15 protein-coding genes and 1 pseudogene are annotated in these 14,400 nt (G+C 69.9%); 4 read left to right on the top strand and 12 right to left on the bottom strand.

What is annotated here, in order from left to right:
- A partial coding sequence (locus tag VNO22_13860; protein ID HXG62456.1) for a hypothetical protein occupies window positions 1–431 on the bottom strand: 431 nt, incomplete at its 3' end.
- Window positions 432–631: 200 nt separating this feature from the next.
- Between VNO22_13860 and VNO22_13855 the strand changes: the two genes are divergently transcribed.
- Both VNO22_13855 and VNO22_13850 read left to right on the top strand, forming a co-directional pair.
- Entirely contained in the window at window positions 632–1,642 is a 1,011-nt protein-coding gene (locus VNO22_13855) for a dihydrodipicolinate reductase (protein HXG62455.1), read from the top strand.
- Window positions 1,643–1,679: 37 nt separating this feature from the next.
- The gene (locus VNO22_13850; protein HXG62454.1) at window positions 1,680–1,997 is read left to right on the top strand and encodes a hypothetical protein; all 318 of its coding nucleotides are present in this window, start codon (window positions 1,680–1,682) and stop codon (window positions 1,995–1,997) included.
- A gap of 4 nt (window positions 1,998–2,001) precedes the next feature.
- On the opposite strand, the gene VNO22_13845 is transcribed toward VNO22_13850, so the two are convergent.
- Window positions 2,002–2,817 (bottom strand): trypsin-like peptidase domain-containing protein, encoded by an 816-nt coding sequence (locus VNO22_13845; GenBank protein HXG62453.1) that lies wholly within the window; start codon window positions 2,815–2,817, stop codon window positions 2,002–2,004.
- Window positions 2,818–2,851: 34 nt separating this feature from the next.
- On the bottom strand, window positions 2,852–3,856 hold the full coding sequence (locus VNO22_13840) for a J domain-containing protein (GenBank protein ID HXG62452.1): 1,005 nt from the start codon (window positions 3,854–3,856) through the stop codon (window positions 2,852–2,854).
- A gap of 280 nt (window positions 3,857–4,136) precedes the next feature.
- Between VNO22_13840 and VNO22_13835 the strand changes: the two genes are divergently transcribed.
- Together VNO22_13835 and VNO22_13830 are read left to right on the top strand one after the other, a co-directional pair.
- The gene (locus tag VNO22_13835; protein HXG62451.1) at window positions 4,137–4,313 is read left to right on the top strand and encodes a hypothetical protein; all 177 of its coding nucleotides are present in this window, start codon (window positions 4,137–4,139) and stop codon (window positions 4,311–4,313) included.
- 85 nt (window positions 4,314–4,398) lie between these two features.
- Window positions 4,399–4,617, top strand: coding sequence for a hypothetical protein (locus VNO22_13830; protein HXG62450.1), 219 nt, complete (start codon window positions 4,399–4,401; stop codon window positions 4,615–4,617).
- On the opposite strand, the gene VNO22_13825 is transcribed toward VNO22_13830, so the two are convergent.
- The 9 genes and pseudogenes from VNO22_13825 to VNO22_13785 all read right to left on the bottom strand — a co-directional run.
- Window positions 4,614–4,958: a histidine triad nucleotide-binding protein gene (locus VNO22_13825; GenBank protein HXG62449.1), complete on the bottom strand. Its 345-nt coding sequence runs from the start codon at window positions 4,956–4,958 to the stop codon at window positions 4,614–4,616. The genes VNO22_13830 and VNO22_13825 overlap by 4 nt on opposite strands.
- A complete protein-coding gene (locus tag VNO22_13820; protein ID HXG62448.1) occupies window positions 4,955–5,962 on the bottom strand; it encodes an NAD(P)H-quinone oxidoreductase in 1,008 nt (335 codons plus the stop codon). Before VNO22_13820 ends, VNO22_13825 begins: the two co-directional genes overlap by 4 nt.
- 2 nt (window positions 5,963–5,964) lie before the next feature.
- On the bottom strand, window positions 5,965–7,077 hold the full coding sequence (locus VNO22_13815) for a hypothetical protein (GenBank protein HXG62447.1): 1,113 nt from the start codon (window positions 7,075–7,077) through the stop codon (window positions 5,965–5,967).
- A gap of 172 nt (window positions 7,078–7,249) precedes the next feature.
- A pseudogene (locus VNO22_13810) lies at window positions 7,250–7,483 on the bottom strand (SWIB/MDM2 domain-containing protein).
- A gap of 97 nt (window positions 7,484–7,580) precedes the next feature.
- Window positions 7,581–9,014, bottom strand: coding sequence for a DUF1501 domain-containing protein (locus VNO22_13805; GenBank protein HXG62446.1), 1,434 nt, complete (start codon window positions 9,012–9,014; stop codon window positions 7,581–7,583).
- A gap of 5 nt (window positions 9,015–9,019) precedes the next feature.
- A complete protein-coding gene (locus VNO22_13800; GenBank protein ID HXG62445.1) occupies window positions 9,020–11,263 on the bottom strand; it encodes a PSD1 and planctomycete cytochrome C domain-containing protein in 2,244 nt (747 codons plus the stop codon).
- Entirely contained in the window at window positions 11,260–12,054 is a 795-nt protein-coding gene (locus VNO22_13795) for an IclR family transcriptional regulator (protein ID HXG62444.1), read from the bottom strand. The genes VNO22_13800 and VNO22_13795 overlap by 4 nt, the downstream gene beginning before the upstream one ends.
- Before the next feature lie 80 nt (window positions 12,055–12,134).
- The gene (locus VNO22_13790) at window positions 12,135–13,325 is read right to left on the bottom strand and encodes a LamG domain-containing protein (GenBank protein ID HXG62443.1); all 1,191 of its coding nucleotides are present in this window, start codon (window positions 13,323–13,325) and stop codon (window positions 12,135–12,137) included.
- Window positions 13,326–13,389: 64 nt separating this feature from the next.
- Window positions 13,390–14,400: hypothetical protein (locus VNO22_13785; protein HXG62442.1), on the bottom strand; the 1,011-nt coding region annotated here is incomplete at its 5' end.

The following is a 14,400-nucleotide window of genomic DNA, read 5'->3' as shown; positions in this document are numbered from 1 at the left end:
GGCGGAGGCTCGGGCGGAGCCTCCGGCGGAGGGGCCGGCGTTCGGGCGGCCGCCGGAGCCGGCGCGGCGCCTCGGGAAACGGGGGCGGAAGAGGGGGACCGGCCCGCCAGAACGACGATCAGCACGATCAGGACCGCGGCGGCGGAGACAATGACCGCCACGACGACGCCGGTGTTGGACGAACGGGGCCGGATGATCCGCGTCGGCGATCGACGGATTTCCGTGGCTCGGGACCGGCCGCGCACGGCGGTGCCGCCGGCGGGCGGCGGCGCGGCCGGCACGGGGGCGGCCACCTTGGGAAGAACGCCCGTTGAGCCCGTGGGAACGCGGACCATCGCGCCGCACTCGGCGCATCGGACGGTGGCTCCTCCGGAAAGCTGGGTGACGTCGATCGAGGCCGAACAGCGCGGACACCGGACGAGCCTGGCCATAGCGCGTCGCCCCCTATTCCCTATGCATTGCCGTCACGGGTCCCATGGCCCGTCACGATTCAGGTTCCGCCTCTACATCATCATACGGCCGAGACTCCCCAAGGTTCAAATGATACCGCCCCGTTGGACCCTCGAAAAACGCAACGGCGCGGCGGGCGCTGCTTTATAATCCCGTTTCCTGTACCCGTAAGGAGGATGACGTGGCGGACGAGAAGATCGGCATCGTGATCTACGGGTGCGGCGTCATGGGACGCCGGATCGCGCAGGCGCTGCTCTCCAAGAAAAGCTTCGCGATCGTGGGCGCGGTGGACGTCCATCCGGAGATCGTGGGACGCGACCTGGGCGAGCTCCTGGAACCGGCCCGTCCGATCGGCGTGCGCGTCGAAAAAGATGCGGCCGCTCTCTTCGGGCGCGTCCGGGCGCGGGCGGTCCTCCACGCGACCTCCTCGCGCCTGGAGGCGGTCCACCCCCAGCTCGCCCAGTGCGCGGAGGCGGGCCTGGACGTCGTTTCCACCTGCGAAGAGCTTTCGTTCCCCTGGAAGCGGCATCCCGAGCGGGCCCGGGAGATCGACGCGCTGGCCCGCCGGCAGGACGTCACGATCGTGGGCACCGGCATCAATCCCGGCTACCTTATGGACACGCTGCCCGTCTTCCTGACCGCCCCCTGCCTGCGCGTGGACTCGATCCGCGTGACCCGCATGATGAACTCCGCCCGCCGTCGGGTACCCTTCCAGGAAAAGGTGGGCACGGGACTCGCGCCGGCCCAGTTCCGCGAGAAGATTTCATCGGGCGCGATCACGGGCCACGTGGGACTCGTGGAATCCATCCAGCTCATCGGCGCCTCGCTCGGCTGGACGTTCGACGAGGTCCGCGAGCTTCCCCCGGAACCCGTCCTGGCGGAGCGGGAAACGCCGAGCGCCCTCGGACCCGTCGCTCCGGGCCGGGTCATCGGCCTGCGGAGCGTCGCCTATGGCCTGCGCTCCGGCGCCCGCGCCGTGGAGCTTGAATTCTGCGCCCACGCCGCCGTGGCCGAGGAATACGACGAAGTCGTCATCCGCGGCGAGCCGGGCCTGCATCAGAAAATCCTGGGCGGCGTCCACGGGGACGCGGGAACCGTGGCCATGGCCGTTCACACGGTGCCCCGGGCGATCGCCGCGCCCCCGGGACTGCGCACCATGACGGAACTTGAAGTGCCCCGCTGGGTGCCGTGAAATAGGGCCGGTCGCCGCCATGTCCTTGGAGGTCCCGATGAAGCTCGGAATCGCCGCCCTGGCTCTGCTGGCCGGAATCGTTTCCTGTTCCTGCCCCTGCCGCGACGTGCCCGACGACCCTGTCGCCGTTGCTTTCGAGCGGCCCCACGCCGAGATCCGCGTGGAGGAGCCGGAACGGACGCCGCTGGAATACCTGGCCTGGTGCGCGGACGAAGAGCGCGCGCTCGGCGACTGGCAGGCCGACCGGGGAGAGGCCGCCTCCCGGGCGGTCGATCATGAGCAGCGGGCCGAAGGGCACCGCACGACGATCCTCTGGCGCCAGTCGCCCCAGGTGCGGATGGCCCCGAACCCCTAGCGCCTTACCGCTTCATCCGCTCCATGATCTCCTTGGCCACGTTGATCGGGAGCGCGAAGCCGATCCCCTGGTAGCCGCCCGTGCGGGTGTAAATCGCGGTGTTGATCCCCACCACCCGTCCGCGCAGATCCACCAGCGGTCCGCCGGAGTTCCCCGGGTTGATCGCCGCGTCCGTCTGGATGAATTCCTCGCTCTCCTCGGCGTTGCGCCGGATGGCGGAGATCACCCCCGTCGTTACCGTGTGCTCGAGTCCGAAGGGATTGCCGATCGCGATCACCCATTGACCGACCTCCAGGGCGTCGCTGTCCCCGAGCTCCGCCGCCGGAAGGTCGCGCCCTTCGATCTTCACGATCGCCAGGTCCACCGTCGAGCTCACCCGCACTTCGACCGCCTTGAACGTGCGACCGTCGGGAAGCTTGGCCAGAACCTCATGGGCGTCGCGCACGACATGGGCGTTGGTCAGGATGATCCCCGAGGGATCCACGATCACGCCCGAACCCATGGAGGTCTGCCGGCCGACCCGCTCGGGCATGCGGCGGCGGAAGAACCGCTGGACGAACTCGTCGCTGAAGAAATCCTCGAACGGATCCCGGTAGCGCACCAGGCGCGTGACGATGAGGTGGGCCACGGCGGGTTGGGCGGCCTTGGTCGCCGCGACGAAGAGCTTGGACGGATCTTCGAAGCGCGCGAAGACCGCGGGGTCCACCTTCTCGATCACGGGCCGGTCGGCCACCGAGGCCCGTCCGGTGACGACCCCGCTCGTGTAGACGGCCAAAAGACAGACGCTCACCACCACGCCGGTCAGAATCCCTCGAAGCATGGCGCGCCTCCTCTCGCCTTCGACCGCCGGCGCCTCACCGGTAGGCGCCCCGCGGAGCGGCCACCTCCACGGTCACATAGAGGTCGCCGCGGCCGTGGTCCTCCGTGGCCACGCCCTGCCCGGCCAGACGGAACTGCTGGCCGGAACGGGTGCCCGGCGGAACTCTCATCTCAGCGGTGCCGCGCAGGAGCGGAACGTCCACCGTGCCGCCGCGGGCGGCCGTCTCGGGATCGATCACGACGCGGCAGTGCAGATCCCGCCCCTCGCGACGGAAGACGGAACTCGGACGCACGCGAATCCGCAGGTGCAGGTCGCCCGACGGCCCTCGCCGGCCTCCCGCCCCGCCCAGCCCCCGCAGCCGCAGCACCGTGCCCTCGGTCACCCCGGGGGGCACGCGCACTTCCACGGTGCGCGGACGGTCCGGACCCACGCCCGTCCCGCCGCACTGCGGACAGGTCGAGCGGATCGAGACGAACCCGCGACCCTGACGCCCCGAACGCTCCATGAGGCCGGAGCCCCCGCAGCTTTCGCAGGCCGCGGATCCCTCGAGTGTCAGAGTCTTCGTGCATCCCAGCGCCGCCTCTTCGAAGGACAGTTCCAGCTCGCCCTCGTAATCCTGGCCGCGCCCGGAACGCCGCCCCCCGCCTTCCTCCGCCTCCCCTTCTCCAAAGAAGAAGGACTCCCGCCTCCGGCCACCCCGCGCCGGTCCGAAGGGTCCTCCGAACCAGCCGTCTCCGAAAAGCTCGGAGAAAAGGTCCCCGAACCGGCCGAACACCTCGTCCACCGACTCGAAGCCCCGGAAGCCGGTGTCCACCTCGACCTGACGCGTGCCGCCCCGATCGTACGCGGCCCGCGACTTCGGGTCGCTCAGGACCTGGTAGGCCTCGGAAATGCGCTTGAATTTCTCCTCGGCTTCCTTGTTGCCGGGATTCCGGTCCGGATGGTACTGGAGCGCCAGCTTCCGGAACGCCTGGCTGATCTCCTCGGGCGTGGCGTTCCTGGAAACCCCCAACTCCGCGTAATAGTCTCGCTCAGTCATGGACGAACGCTCTCTCCCGCGTCCTGCACCCTCCACTTTCTATAACTCCCCAAGTCAGGGGTGCAATTCGCGGGCCAGCACCCTCGACGGGCGCACCCCCCAAGCAGGCAACAGGGAATCTCGCTTCTTGCAAGCTCGAAAGAACTGCCACAGTGGCAGAGGCCTCCCGGGCCGGCTTGGGTTTCGTAATAACTTATTTATAAACAATCCCTTATAGCCGATCAACCCCGCAAACTTGGCACTTTATTTGCAAATATCGCCGTGGATTCGGGGTTTCGCCATGATGATCCGAAACCGACCGGAAAAGGACGATCCGCAGGTCCGATTCATCGGATCGCTGGATGAGGAGGAAGCGCCGATTTTCGACGTGGAGGTGCCGCCGGAAGGCATCCTGCGCCGGTGGGAGCGGGATATTCTTCCGCTCCTTCGCGAAGAAGCCGGGCGGATGAAAGATTAGCCCCTCTCTCGAACGCGGGCGCCGGGCTCCCCAGCCGGCCCCGGCGCCCGCGTGACCCTCGAAGGCGGGAAAGGAGGAGGCGAAGATGCAGAGCCTGATCTGGGCGCTTCTCGTGGCGGGACCGCTCCTCGCCCCGCGGGCACTGATCCACCGCCAGGAACCCGGAGTGGCCCTGAGCGATGACGCCCGGCCCGTCGAAGTGCGTCTCGAGGAGCGGAACCTGCCCCCCTACCCCTGGACCGCGTGGCGCGTCGGGCTCGCCGGAACCCGCCGCCTTTGTCCGCCCGGGGCGCTCGTGAATTAACCCGGCGGCCAGGCCATCGGCCGGCCTCCCAGGACGTGCAGGTGGATGTGAAAGACCGTCTGGCCGGCGTCGCGGTTGACGTTGAAGACCGTCCGCCAGCCGGATCCGTCGATCTTCTCGGCGCGCGCGATCTCCTTGGCCAAAAGAAACATCTTTCCGACAAGCGGCGCATCCGCCTCCGAAAGATCATTGAGCGTCGCCACGTGCCTCTTGGGAATCACCAGCACGTGCGTCGGCGCCTGGGGCCGGATGTCCCGGAACGCCACCAGATCCTCCGTCTCGCGCACCACGTCCGCCTTCACCTGGCGGGCGGCGATCTTGCAGAACAGACAGTCGCTCATTCCTCCTCCCTTCCGATCCGAACCGCGACCTTCCCGAACGTCCGATTCTCCTCCAGGAGGCGATGCGCCTCGGCGATCGCTTCGAACGGGACGACCCGGTCGAGAATCGGCCGGACGCGACCGGACGCCACGTGAGGCAGCACCTCGCGGCGGAACCGCTGCGTCAGAAGCATCTTTTCCTCGATCGGACGGCCCCGAAGCGTCGTCCCCACCAGGGTCAGGCGCTTGAAAAGAAACGCCCCCAGCGGAAGCGTCCCGCGCGCTCCCCCCAGATACGACAGGCCGACGATCCGTCCGCCCGCCGCCGCCATCGCGATGTTGGCCTCGAGATACGGGCCCCCCACGAAGTCGAGGATCACGTCCACCCCCCGACCGCCCGTCCGCTCCGCCACGGCCCGCGCGAGGTCCTGCGCTTCCGAAGCCACGACGACCTCGTCCGCCCACCCTTCCCGCTTCAGGCGCTCGCCCTTTCCGGGCGTGCGCGTCGTGGCCCAGAGCGTCCCCGCCCCCAGGATCCGCGCCAGCTGAAGCGCCGCCGTGCCCACGCCGCCGGCGGCCGCGTGCACGAGAAGCGCTTCGCCCGGCCGAAGACCCGCCCGGTCCACGAGGGCGTCCCAGGCCGTGAAATACGCCTCCGGAATCGCCGCCGCCTCGACCCAGCGGACTCCGGGCGGCACCGGCAGGAGCATCCGCTCGTGCGCCACCACGCGCTCGGCGTACCCGCCGCCCGCGAGCAGCCCGAACACCCGGTCGCCTGCCTTCCACTCGGCGACCTCCGGCCCGAGCTTCTCCACGCGCCCGGCGAATTCGAGCCCGGGGATCTCGAAAGCGGGCTTGGGCCCCGGCGGCGGATACTTGCCGAGCCGCTGCAGGACGTCCGCGCGGTTGAGCGCCGCGGCCTCGACCGCCACGCGCACCTCGCCCCGGCCCGGCTCCGGGTCCGGAATCTCCCGCAGGCGCAGAACCTCCGGGCCCCCGTATCCTTCGAGGACGACCGCCCGCACCGCTAGCGCCCCGCCGGCCGCGCCCGGCCCACGCCGAACTGGTCTCCCGCACGCACCGGCACCCCTCCGGCGAAGTGGATCTCCACGACTTTCTCGCTCATGACGGGACGGCCCTCCTCGTCGTCCATCCGCCCCACGATCCGCCGCGTGCGCACGTCGATCACCTCGAGCGTCGAAGGGTACGCCCAACGGCCGTCGAGGCTGAACGTCACCCAGCCGGGCTCCTCGAAAAGCTTCACGCTCTCGAGATAGCGGGGCGGCTCGACCGTGTTGTCGAAGACGTGCACGCTCCGGTTGGCCGCGTCCACGACCCAGACTTCTTTTTCGTCGGGCGTCAGCCCCACCCCGTGGCTGGGACAGCCGTGGCGCTGCACGGGACCCTTGCGGTAGCCCGGCACCTCGACGCGATGGAGAACCTTCCCCCCCGCCAGATCCCCGATCTCGAAACCGAGCAGCCCGTTGACGCAGACGTAGGCGCGGGTCTGAGCGGCGTTGACGGTGAACGGGCGCACGGATCCCCCGAACGGCCCGACCTCCCGCACGATCCGGTGATCGACCGCATCGGCGACGAAAAGAAGGGGGGACCGAAGCCCGCCCAGATACACGTGCTTCCCGTCGGACCCGAAGACGGTGTTGTGCGCCCCCGAACGGGTGAGGACCCGGGCCAGAAGTTCTCCCGTCGCGGCGTCCACCACGTTCCAGTGATCCTTCTCGAAGGTGGGCACGTAGAGGATCTTCTCGTCCGGAGAAAGCGCCATGCGGTCGCAGCCGTCGGGAAGGCGCCGGACCCAGAGAAGCTTTTCCGTGCGCAGGTCCAGGCACGCCAGCCGGGTGATCGTGCTCACATAGAGGCGCCCCGCCCGCGCCGCCGCCGCGATGCCCTTGACGTTTTCCGGCTTCTTGCCGGGCGGATCCTGGTCGTCCATGTAGTTCGCCGGGATCCGCTTGACGAGGCGGTGGCCCGCGTCGATGTCGTACACCAGGATCCCGGCGCCGCCCCACTCGAGGTAGTTGCGGATGCCGGGGACGGCGACATAAAGGTATCGCTTCTCGTCCGACTCCCGCCCCTGGACGGCGGCCAGCGCCGCCAGGCCCAGGACGACCGCCTTCATCATACCGGCACCCTCCGCGAGAAGGATTCCAGTATACGGAGCGCCGCGGGAAAAGCGGAAGGACATCGCGTTCGGGGCGGAGTTCGAAGCGATCGTCCGAAAATGCAAAAAAAAAGCGGCCCCGCGGAGTTCCCCCTCCGTCCCCGCGGGGCCGCCGAACCCGGAAAATCCGGGCCTATTTCGCGTGAGCCGCCAGGAGCGCCGTCATCTCGAACATGGACACCTGGCTCTTGCCCCCGAAAATGGGCTTGAGGGTCTCGTCGGCGTTGATCATGCGCTTGTTGGCGGGATCCTGCAGCCCGTGCTTCTTGATGTAGTCCCACACGAGCTTGGTGATCTCGGTGCGCGGCAGCGCCGCCGGACCCGTGATCTTCGCCAGGGCCTCGCTCGGCACCAGCGGCTTCATGAACGTCCCTTCGCCCTTCTTGGCCATCGCCTCCTCCTTTCGTCGACCGGCTCCAGAACTCTCCATCGGCCGAATCGGAGGGAAGCTTGAGCCGCCCTTGTCAGGCCAGAATCTCGCGGATGACGCGCGCCTCGACCGTAATCGTCGTCAGCCGCTGCTCGAGACTGTTGTGCCGGAACGTGAGCTTCGTGTGGTCGAGCCCGAGCAGAGAGAGGATCGTCGCATGCAGGTCGTGGACGCTCACGCGATTTTCCACCGCCTTGAAGCCGATCTCGTCCGTGGCTCCGTACGAGACGCCGCCCCGGACGCCCCCGCCGGCCAGCCAGACCGTGAAGGCGTGCGGGTTATGGTCGCGTCCGGGCTTTTCCCCCTTCTGCGCCACCGGCAGGCGCCCGAATTCCCCGCCCCAGATCACGAGCGTCTCCTCCAGCATCCCCCGCTGCTCGAGATCCGCCAGAAGGGCCGCCACCGGCTGATCCGTCTCCAGGGCGAACCCCGCGTGGTTCCCCTTGATGTCCTTGTGGCCGTCCCAGGAGAGCTGGTTTTCCATCCCGCCGGAATAGATCTGCACGAACCGGACGCCCCGCTCGACGAGCCGACGGGCGATGAGGCACTGGCGGGCGAAGTGGGCGCAGGGCTTATGGTCCAGGCCGTAGAGCTTCCGGAGGTACTCCGGTTCCCGCTCCAGGTCGAACGCCTCGGGCGCCGCGCTCTGCATGCGGAACGCCAGCTCGAAGCTTTCGATCCGCGCCGCCAGCTCCCGCTCGGCCGGATGCCCCTCCGCCGGGCGCGCGTTCAGGCGCCCGACCAGATCGAGCATCCGGCGCTGGCGCTCCCCCGCCAGCTCCTGGGGGGGCGTCATGTTGTCGATGGGAGGTCCGGACGGCCGCAGGTAGGTCCCCTGGTACACGCTCGGCAGGAACCCCGCTCCCCAGTTCTGGGCGTGCCCCTTGGGAAGCCCCCGCCCCAGCGGATCGGACATGACGACGAACGCCGGCAGGTTGCGGCTTTCGGACCCGAGACCGTAGGTCACCCACGACCCCACGCACGGGTAGCCCATCCGGGGTTCGCCCGAGTTCATCATGAAAAGCGCCGGGCTGTGATTGTTGGATTCCGTATATCCGGAGTGAATGAACGCCATCTTGTCCACGTGCCGGGCCAGGAAGGGGAAGATTTCGGAGACCCACTTGCCGCACCGGCCGTGCCGCGCGAAGCGGAACGGGGACTTCATGAGCGGCCCGACCTCGTTGGCGAAGAAGCCGGTGAACTTGTTCAGCCCGGCCAGCTCCTGGCCGTCCCGCCGCTCCAGCTCGGGCTTGTAGTCCCACGTGTCGACGTGCGACGGTCCGCCGTTGATGAAGATCCAGATCACGGCCTTCGCGCGGGCCGGGAAATGCGGCGCGCGCGGCGCCAAAGGATCCCCCGGCGCCCCTTCCCGCGCCAGAAGCCCCTCCTGCCGCAGGAGGTCCGCCAGCGCGAGGATCCCGATCCCTCCTCCGGCCCGGGCCAGAAGTTCCCGTCTCGAAAGCGTCATGGCGGTCAGTCCACGTAAACGAACTCGTTCAGACAGAACAGCGCGTGGGCGAAATCGGTCCGGGCCCGCGCGGCGGCGCCGGCCGCGGGGACGCCCTCCCGGCGGTAGGAGTCCTCCTGCGCCCGCAGGAACTCCGCGGCGGCGGCGCGCTCAGCCGGGGTCGGGGCCCTCGCCAGCGCCAGGCGATAGCCGCGCTCGGCGACCGCCTCCGGGGTCGCCTCCTCCGCCAGGCGCGCCCCGAACGCCGCCGCCCAGCGGCGCACGTGCGGGCTGTTGAGGAAAAGAAGCGCCTGCGGGGCCACCGTCGTCGTCGGCCGGCTCCCGGCGCTCAGAAGCGGCTCCGGCGCGTCGAACACCTGCATCATGGGAATCAGCCGGCTCCGCTTGACGAAAAAGTAGACGCTCCGGCGCGTCATCCCCTCGTCGAGCGTGCCCGGCCCGTACATCCGCCGGTCGAGCAGCCCGGCCGTGGCCAGAAGCGCGTCCCGGATGGCCTCGGCCTCCAGCCGGCGCACCTCGCGGCGCCCGAGAAGCCGGTTGGCGGGATCGGCCCGGTCCCGGGCCGGATCGGCATCGGAGCTCTGAAGATAAACGGCGCTGGTGACGAGGAGCTTCTGAATCGGCTTGAGCCGCCAGCCGCCGCGGACCAGCTCCGCGGCCAGCCACTCGAGAAGCTCCGGATGGGACGGCGGCTCTCCCTGGGCGCCGAAGTCGTTCGGAGTGGCCACGAGCCCGCGCCCGAAATGGTGGTGCCAGAGGCGGTTGACGATCACGCGCGCCAGAAGCGCCCCCGCGCCGTGTTCCACGTCCGTGATCCACCGCGCCAGACCGGCGCGACGGTGCGGCGTCCGCGCCCCCGGCGGAGGCGGACGCAGCCAGCGCCCTTCCCCTTCCGGAGCACGGCTCAGGACGCCGAGGAAACCCGGAACGGCGACCCCCTGCTTGCGCTGAACATCCCCCCGCGCCAGCACGTACGTCTCCGGATAGAAGTGCGGGAAGCCCCGCTCGTCGGCGTGATGCTTGAGCGGTTTGAGGCCTTCGGTCGTCACGAGAACCGGACGCGGGCCCGGCCGGGCGGCGGCCCCCGGCGGAGCCTCCAGGCCCAGATCGAGTTCCACATGGCTGCGGATCGTCCTCGTAAAGATCGCCGCCAGCCGGTAGTACTCCGCCGTGGGAATCGGATCGTACTTGTGGTCGTGACAGCGGGCGCAGCCGATGCTCAGGCCGAGCATGGCCGAGCCGAGAGTCGAGACCATGTTGTCCAGCTCGTCGTACCGGGCGGACTCGAACTCGGCTTCCGTCAGCTGCGTGGGGAAGGCGCCGGCGCCGAGAAAGCCGGTCGCGGCCCAGGCCCAGGGGTTGTCCGGCGCCAGCTCGTCTCCGGCGATCTGCCAGGCCACGAATCGGTCGAAGGGAAGGTCCTCGTTGAAGGCCCGGATGACGAAATCGCGGTACGGCCAGGCGTGCTCGCGGTCGTAGTCCTGCTCGAAGCCGTGGCTTTCGGCGAAGCGGGCGGCATCGAGCCAAAACCGCCCCCAGCGTTCGCCGTAGTGCGGGCTCGCCAGAAGCCGGTCCACCAGGCGCTCGAGGGCGTCCGGCGCGGGGTCGTGGACGAAGCGCTCGACCTCCTCCGGCGAAGGCGGGAGCCCCAGAAGCCCGAACGAGAGCCGGCGGATCCAGCGGCGCCGATCGGCCGGGCCGTTCGGAGCCAGCCCCGCCTCCTCCAGACGCGCCAGGACGAAGCGATCCACGGGCGTGCGGACCCAGTCGGCGCGGCGGACCTCCGGAGGCGACCCCGCGCGCAACGGGCCCAGAGACCAGAGATCCTTGCGCGGAGCCGCCGCCGCGGGACCCGCTTCGACCGTGCCGGACCGCGGATCCGGAGCCCCGCGGCGCACCCACGCCTCGAAGTCGGCCACCACGGACGCCGGCAGGCGGCCGCGGGGCGGCATCTGAAAGTCCTCGTCCGCGTACCGGATCGCCTGGATCAGAGGGCTCGCTTCGGGATCGCCGGGACGGACGGCCGGCCCCCGGTCTCCTCCCCGGAGAATCTCCGCGCGGGTGTCCAGGGAGAGCCCCCCCTTGCGCTTGCCCTGCCGGGCGCTGTGACAGGAGAAGCACTTCTCGACGAAGACGGGCCGGATCTTCTTCTCGAAAAACTCGACTCCCTCGCGGTCGAAGGCCTCCTCCTGCGGGACCGCGGAACCGCCGAAAAGGACCGCCGCGACGAGAGCCGCCGCCGGCTTCATCGTCCTTCCTCCCCCCGGGAAAGTCCCAGGGCCCGCGTGATCTCCCCGGCGGTGCGCTCCGCCGCCTCGCGCAGGCGGGGAATCGAGACCACCCGGCCGCGCATTCCCGTGAGGGCGGGCACGCACAGCGCCGCCAGGACGCCCACCCGCGGATTTCCCACGAGCACGGCCACGTCCCGCACCCCCATCGTGGTCTCGCTCACGGCGATCGAGGCGCCCGCCCGCCGGATCCGCAGAAGCTCTCCGAGGAACGCCCTCCGCCGGGCCGCCCCGAGCTTGAGAAAGTCCGGATCCTTCGAAAGGATCTCGTCGCGCGCTCCGGCCTCGAGATAAGCCAGAAGCAGCCTCCCCGAGGCCGTGTGCACGACCGGATATCGCGCGCCGACCTCCACCGACAGGCGGATTCGCGAGGGACTCTCCGCCTGCGCCAGGACCAGGAGCTTGCCGTCGCTCAGAACGCTCAGATGGCAGGACTCGCGCACGCGGCGCGCCAGCTCCCGCATCGGGCGCTCCGCGGCCCGCAGGAGGTCCTCCACAGGCGAGTGGGAGCGCGAAAGCTCGAAGAGCTTCAGGGTCAGGCGGTAGCGGCCCGAGGACGCCTCGCGCGCCACATACCCCCGCCGCTCGAGGCAGACGAGGGTGCGGAAAATCCCGCCGGGGCTTCTCCCGAGCGCGCGGGCCAGCTCCGCCAGGGTCGGCGCGCCCTCTCCCGCGGCCAGGGCCTCCAGGACGTCCAGGCCCTTCTCCAGCGCGGGAACGGCGTACGCGGCGGCCGGCGCGCTCCCCTTCACGGCCCTTTCACCTCCGAAAAACTCTTTCGCAGGTGAAACACCTCGGAGGCCCGCCGCGTTTCAGAAAACGCGCCGGGAGCTTACCGCCGCCCCAGGAGGAGACCCGCCAGGCCGGCCGCCGCGAGGGCCAGGGCGGGGAAAGGTCCGCCGGGAACCGGTCCCGCGCTCCCGCAGGCGCACCGGTCGTCGAAAAGCCCCTCCGTGTGGTCCCCCGTGCGGGGCGGAGGAGGATCGACCGTAACCGTCGCGGGAAGGGAATCCAGGCTCTGGAAGAAATTCGCCCCGCGCACCGTGTAGGTGACCGTGTAGGAATTCCCCTGGACCGGAAGGGACGAATCCGTGTAGGTCGTTCCCGTGAGACCCGTGGCGATCTGGACCGGCGTCCCGCCGTCGAGAGAACGGTAGACGTCGTACGTGTCGGCGCCCGGCGCGGCGTCCCACGTGAGCGTCACGGCCGGGGCCCCCGGCGAGCCGCCGAGCGAGGCCGCCAGGTCCTCGGGCGGAAGCGGGCGGATGAGCGTCCGCACCTCGGTCTGGGTGAGCGCCCGGTTGTAGAGCGCCACCTCGTCCACGCCGCCGGCGAAGTATTTGCCCAGGGACGTCGGGATCGTGCCGATGCCGAGCGCAAACGTGTTGCTGACCGAACCGAAGCCGCTCGGAAGATTCGTCGCCCCGCCCACGGGATTCCCGTTCACGTAGAGGAGCACGTTTCCGGGAGCGGAGGAGCGGTTCACGACGGCCGCGACGTGCGTCCATTGATTGACCCGCAGATCGAGGTCGGCATCGCGGGCGATGTCCAGGCTGTCGGAGGCCGCGTCTCCATCGGGGTTGTCGTCGATGCGGAAGCGGATATAACCCGCCTGGGCCGCTCCCCCGGCGCCCGAGTGCACGTCCAGAAGCCACCCCTGGGGTTTGGGTCCGTTCCACTTGTTGATCAGACGCTTCGACGCCGTCCCGGTCGCGCGGAACCACAAGGCCACGGTGAAGCTTCCCGTTCCGAAATTGAGCGAGGCATGGTCGGCCGCCTCCAGATAGTCGTTCGTGCCGTCCAGCGAAATTCCGCCGTTGAAGCGCCCTGCGCCCGCGGCGGCTCCGTTGACGAGCGTGGCGTCGCCGGGCGTGCCTGGAGTCGTCGTTCCGGAAACCGAATCCATCCGCCAGTAGGCCACGCGGCCCGATGTCACTTCGTCGACGGCGACCGGAACGGCCGTCCCCGACGACGCCGAGCCGGCCGCCACCGAAAGGACGAGCGCGGAAAGGAAAAAGCGCATGTGCACCCCCCTTTGGAGTTGCTCCGCAGGGCCCGCCCCTTACCCCCCTGCACCCGAAGCGCGATCAGCGCGCCGTGAAAATTCCTCCGTGGCTCTCCGCCAGCCGGCGCAGGGCCTCCCGCTCCGAACCGCCCCGGGATTCGCCTCCCGCGTAAAGCGGAAAAGCCACCACGTGAATCGTCGCGCGCCTTCCCTCGAACGCCTGGCGCGCCGCCGCCGCCAGGCCTTCGGGTTCGCCGGCGTCCCGCCCCTCGGAAAGAAGGAGAATCGTCACCGGCTCCTTCTCTCCGCGCAGCCGCTCGCCCGCCGCGCGCAGCAGATCCTTCGCCCCGGCCGTGGAAGCCGGAACCGCGCGGTCCAGGAACCCCAGCGCCGGCGCGCGCGTCTGCTTGCCGAGCGCCTTGAAGGCTCCGGCGCTCCAGATCGAGACGTCGTCTTCCGCCGCCATGAGGTTTACGCGCGTGCCGTCGGGAAGCTTCGAGACCGCCTTCCGCAGTTCCCCCCGGGCCGCCCCCAGGTTCTCGGCGCGCGAGAGATCGACGAGGAACACGATCCGCGCGTCCCGCAGCGGCACGCCGAACAGCGTCACCGGCGGCTTCGGCGGCGGAACGGCCTTCACCTTGCTGTTGGGGCCGACGTCCAGAAGGTGGCCGTCCGGAAACCGCAGGCGCGCCTCGCTGGCCTGACCCACGGTTTCCAACCCTTCACCCGGAAGAACGAGCCGTCCCTCCGGAGCGGGCTCCCGTCCCTTCCCCGTCAGAACGTAGACCTCCCCACGCACGCGTTCCAGCCGCGCCGCCTGGGCGGACCCCGCCTCGGACCCGGAGGGCCGACCCGCGGGAGGCGGAGTGCGGGCGGGCCCGGAATCCGAAGGAGGCGACGTCTCAGGCGGTCGCGGCTGGACCGCGGGCGCGCGCGAAGCGGAAGCATCGGGCTGCGCGGGAAGAACGGCGGCCGCCGGCTCCGCGGAACCCGCGCCGCCTCCGGTCTCCCGCCGGGAGCCGTTTCCGGCAACGACGATGAGGGACACGGCGGCCATGAAGAGCGCGGCCGCCGAGGCGGCGGCCGCCCACCC

This window comes from Planctomycetota bacterium (assembly GCA_035574235.1).
Lineage (GTDB): Bacteria > Planctomycetota > MHYJ01 > MHYJ01 > JACPRB01 > DATLZA01.
This window is presented reverse-complemented; position numbering and strand designations above follow the sequence as displayed.

Bases quoted from the DNA above. Each gene is read 5' to 3' on its own strand.
- VNO22_13850 (HXG62454.1), top strand. From the start codon at position 1,680: ATGAAGCTCGGAATCGCCGCCCTGGCTCTGCTGGCCGGAATCGTTTCC.
- VNO22_13845 (HXG62453.1), bottom strand. From the start codon at position 2,817: ATGCTTCGAGGGATTCTGACCGGCGTGGTGGTGAGCGTCTGTCTTTTG.
- VNO22_13840 (HXG62452.1), bottom strand. From the start codon at position 3,856: ATGACTGAGCGAGACTATTACGCGGAGTTGGGGGTTTCCAGGAACGCC.
- VNO22_13835 (HXG62451.1), top strand. From the start codon at position 4,137: ATGATGATCCGAAACCGACCGGAAAAGGACGATCCGCAGGTCCGATTC.
- VNO22_13830 (HXG62450.1), top strand. From the start codon at position 4,399: ATGCAGAGCCTGATCTGGGCGCTTCTCGTGGCGGGACCGCTCCTCGCC.
- VNO22_13825 (HXG62449.1), bottom strand. From the start codon at position 4,958: ATGAGCGACTGTCTGTTCTGCAAGATCGCCGCCCGCCAGGTGAAGGCG.
- VNO22_13815 (HXG62447.1), bottom strand. From the start codon at position 7,077: ATGATGAAGGCGGTCGTCCTGGGCCTGGCGGCGCTGGCCGCCGTCCAG.
- VNO22_13805 (HXG62446.1), bottom strand. From the start codon at position 9,014: ATGACGCTTTCGAGACGGGAACTTCTGGCCCGGGCCGGAGGAGGGATC.
- VNO22_13800 (HXG62445.1), bottom strand. From the start codon at position 11,263: ATGAAGCCGGCGGCGGCTCTCGTCGCGGCGGTCCTTTTCGGCGGTTCC.
- VNO22_13790 (HXG62443.1), bottom strand. From the start codon at position 13,325: ATGCGCTTTTTCCTTTCCGCGCTCGTCCTTTCGGTGGCGGCCGGCTCG.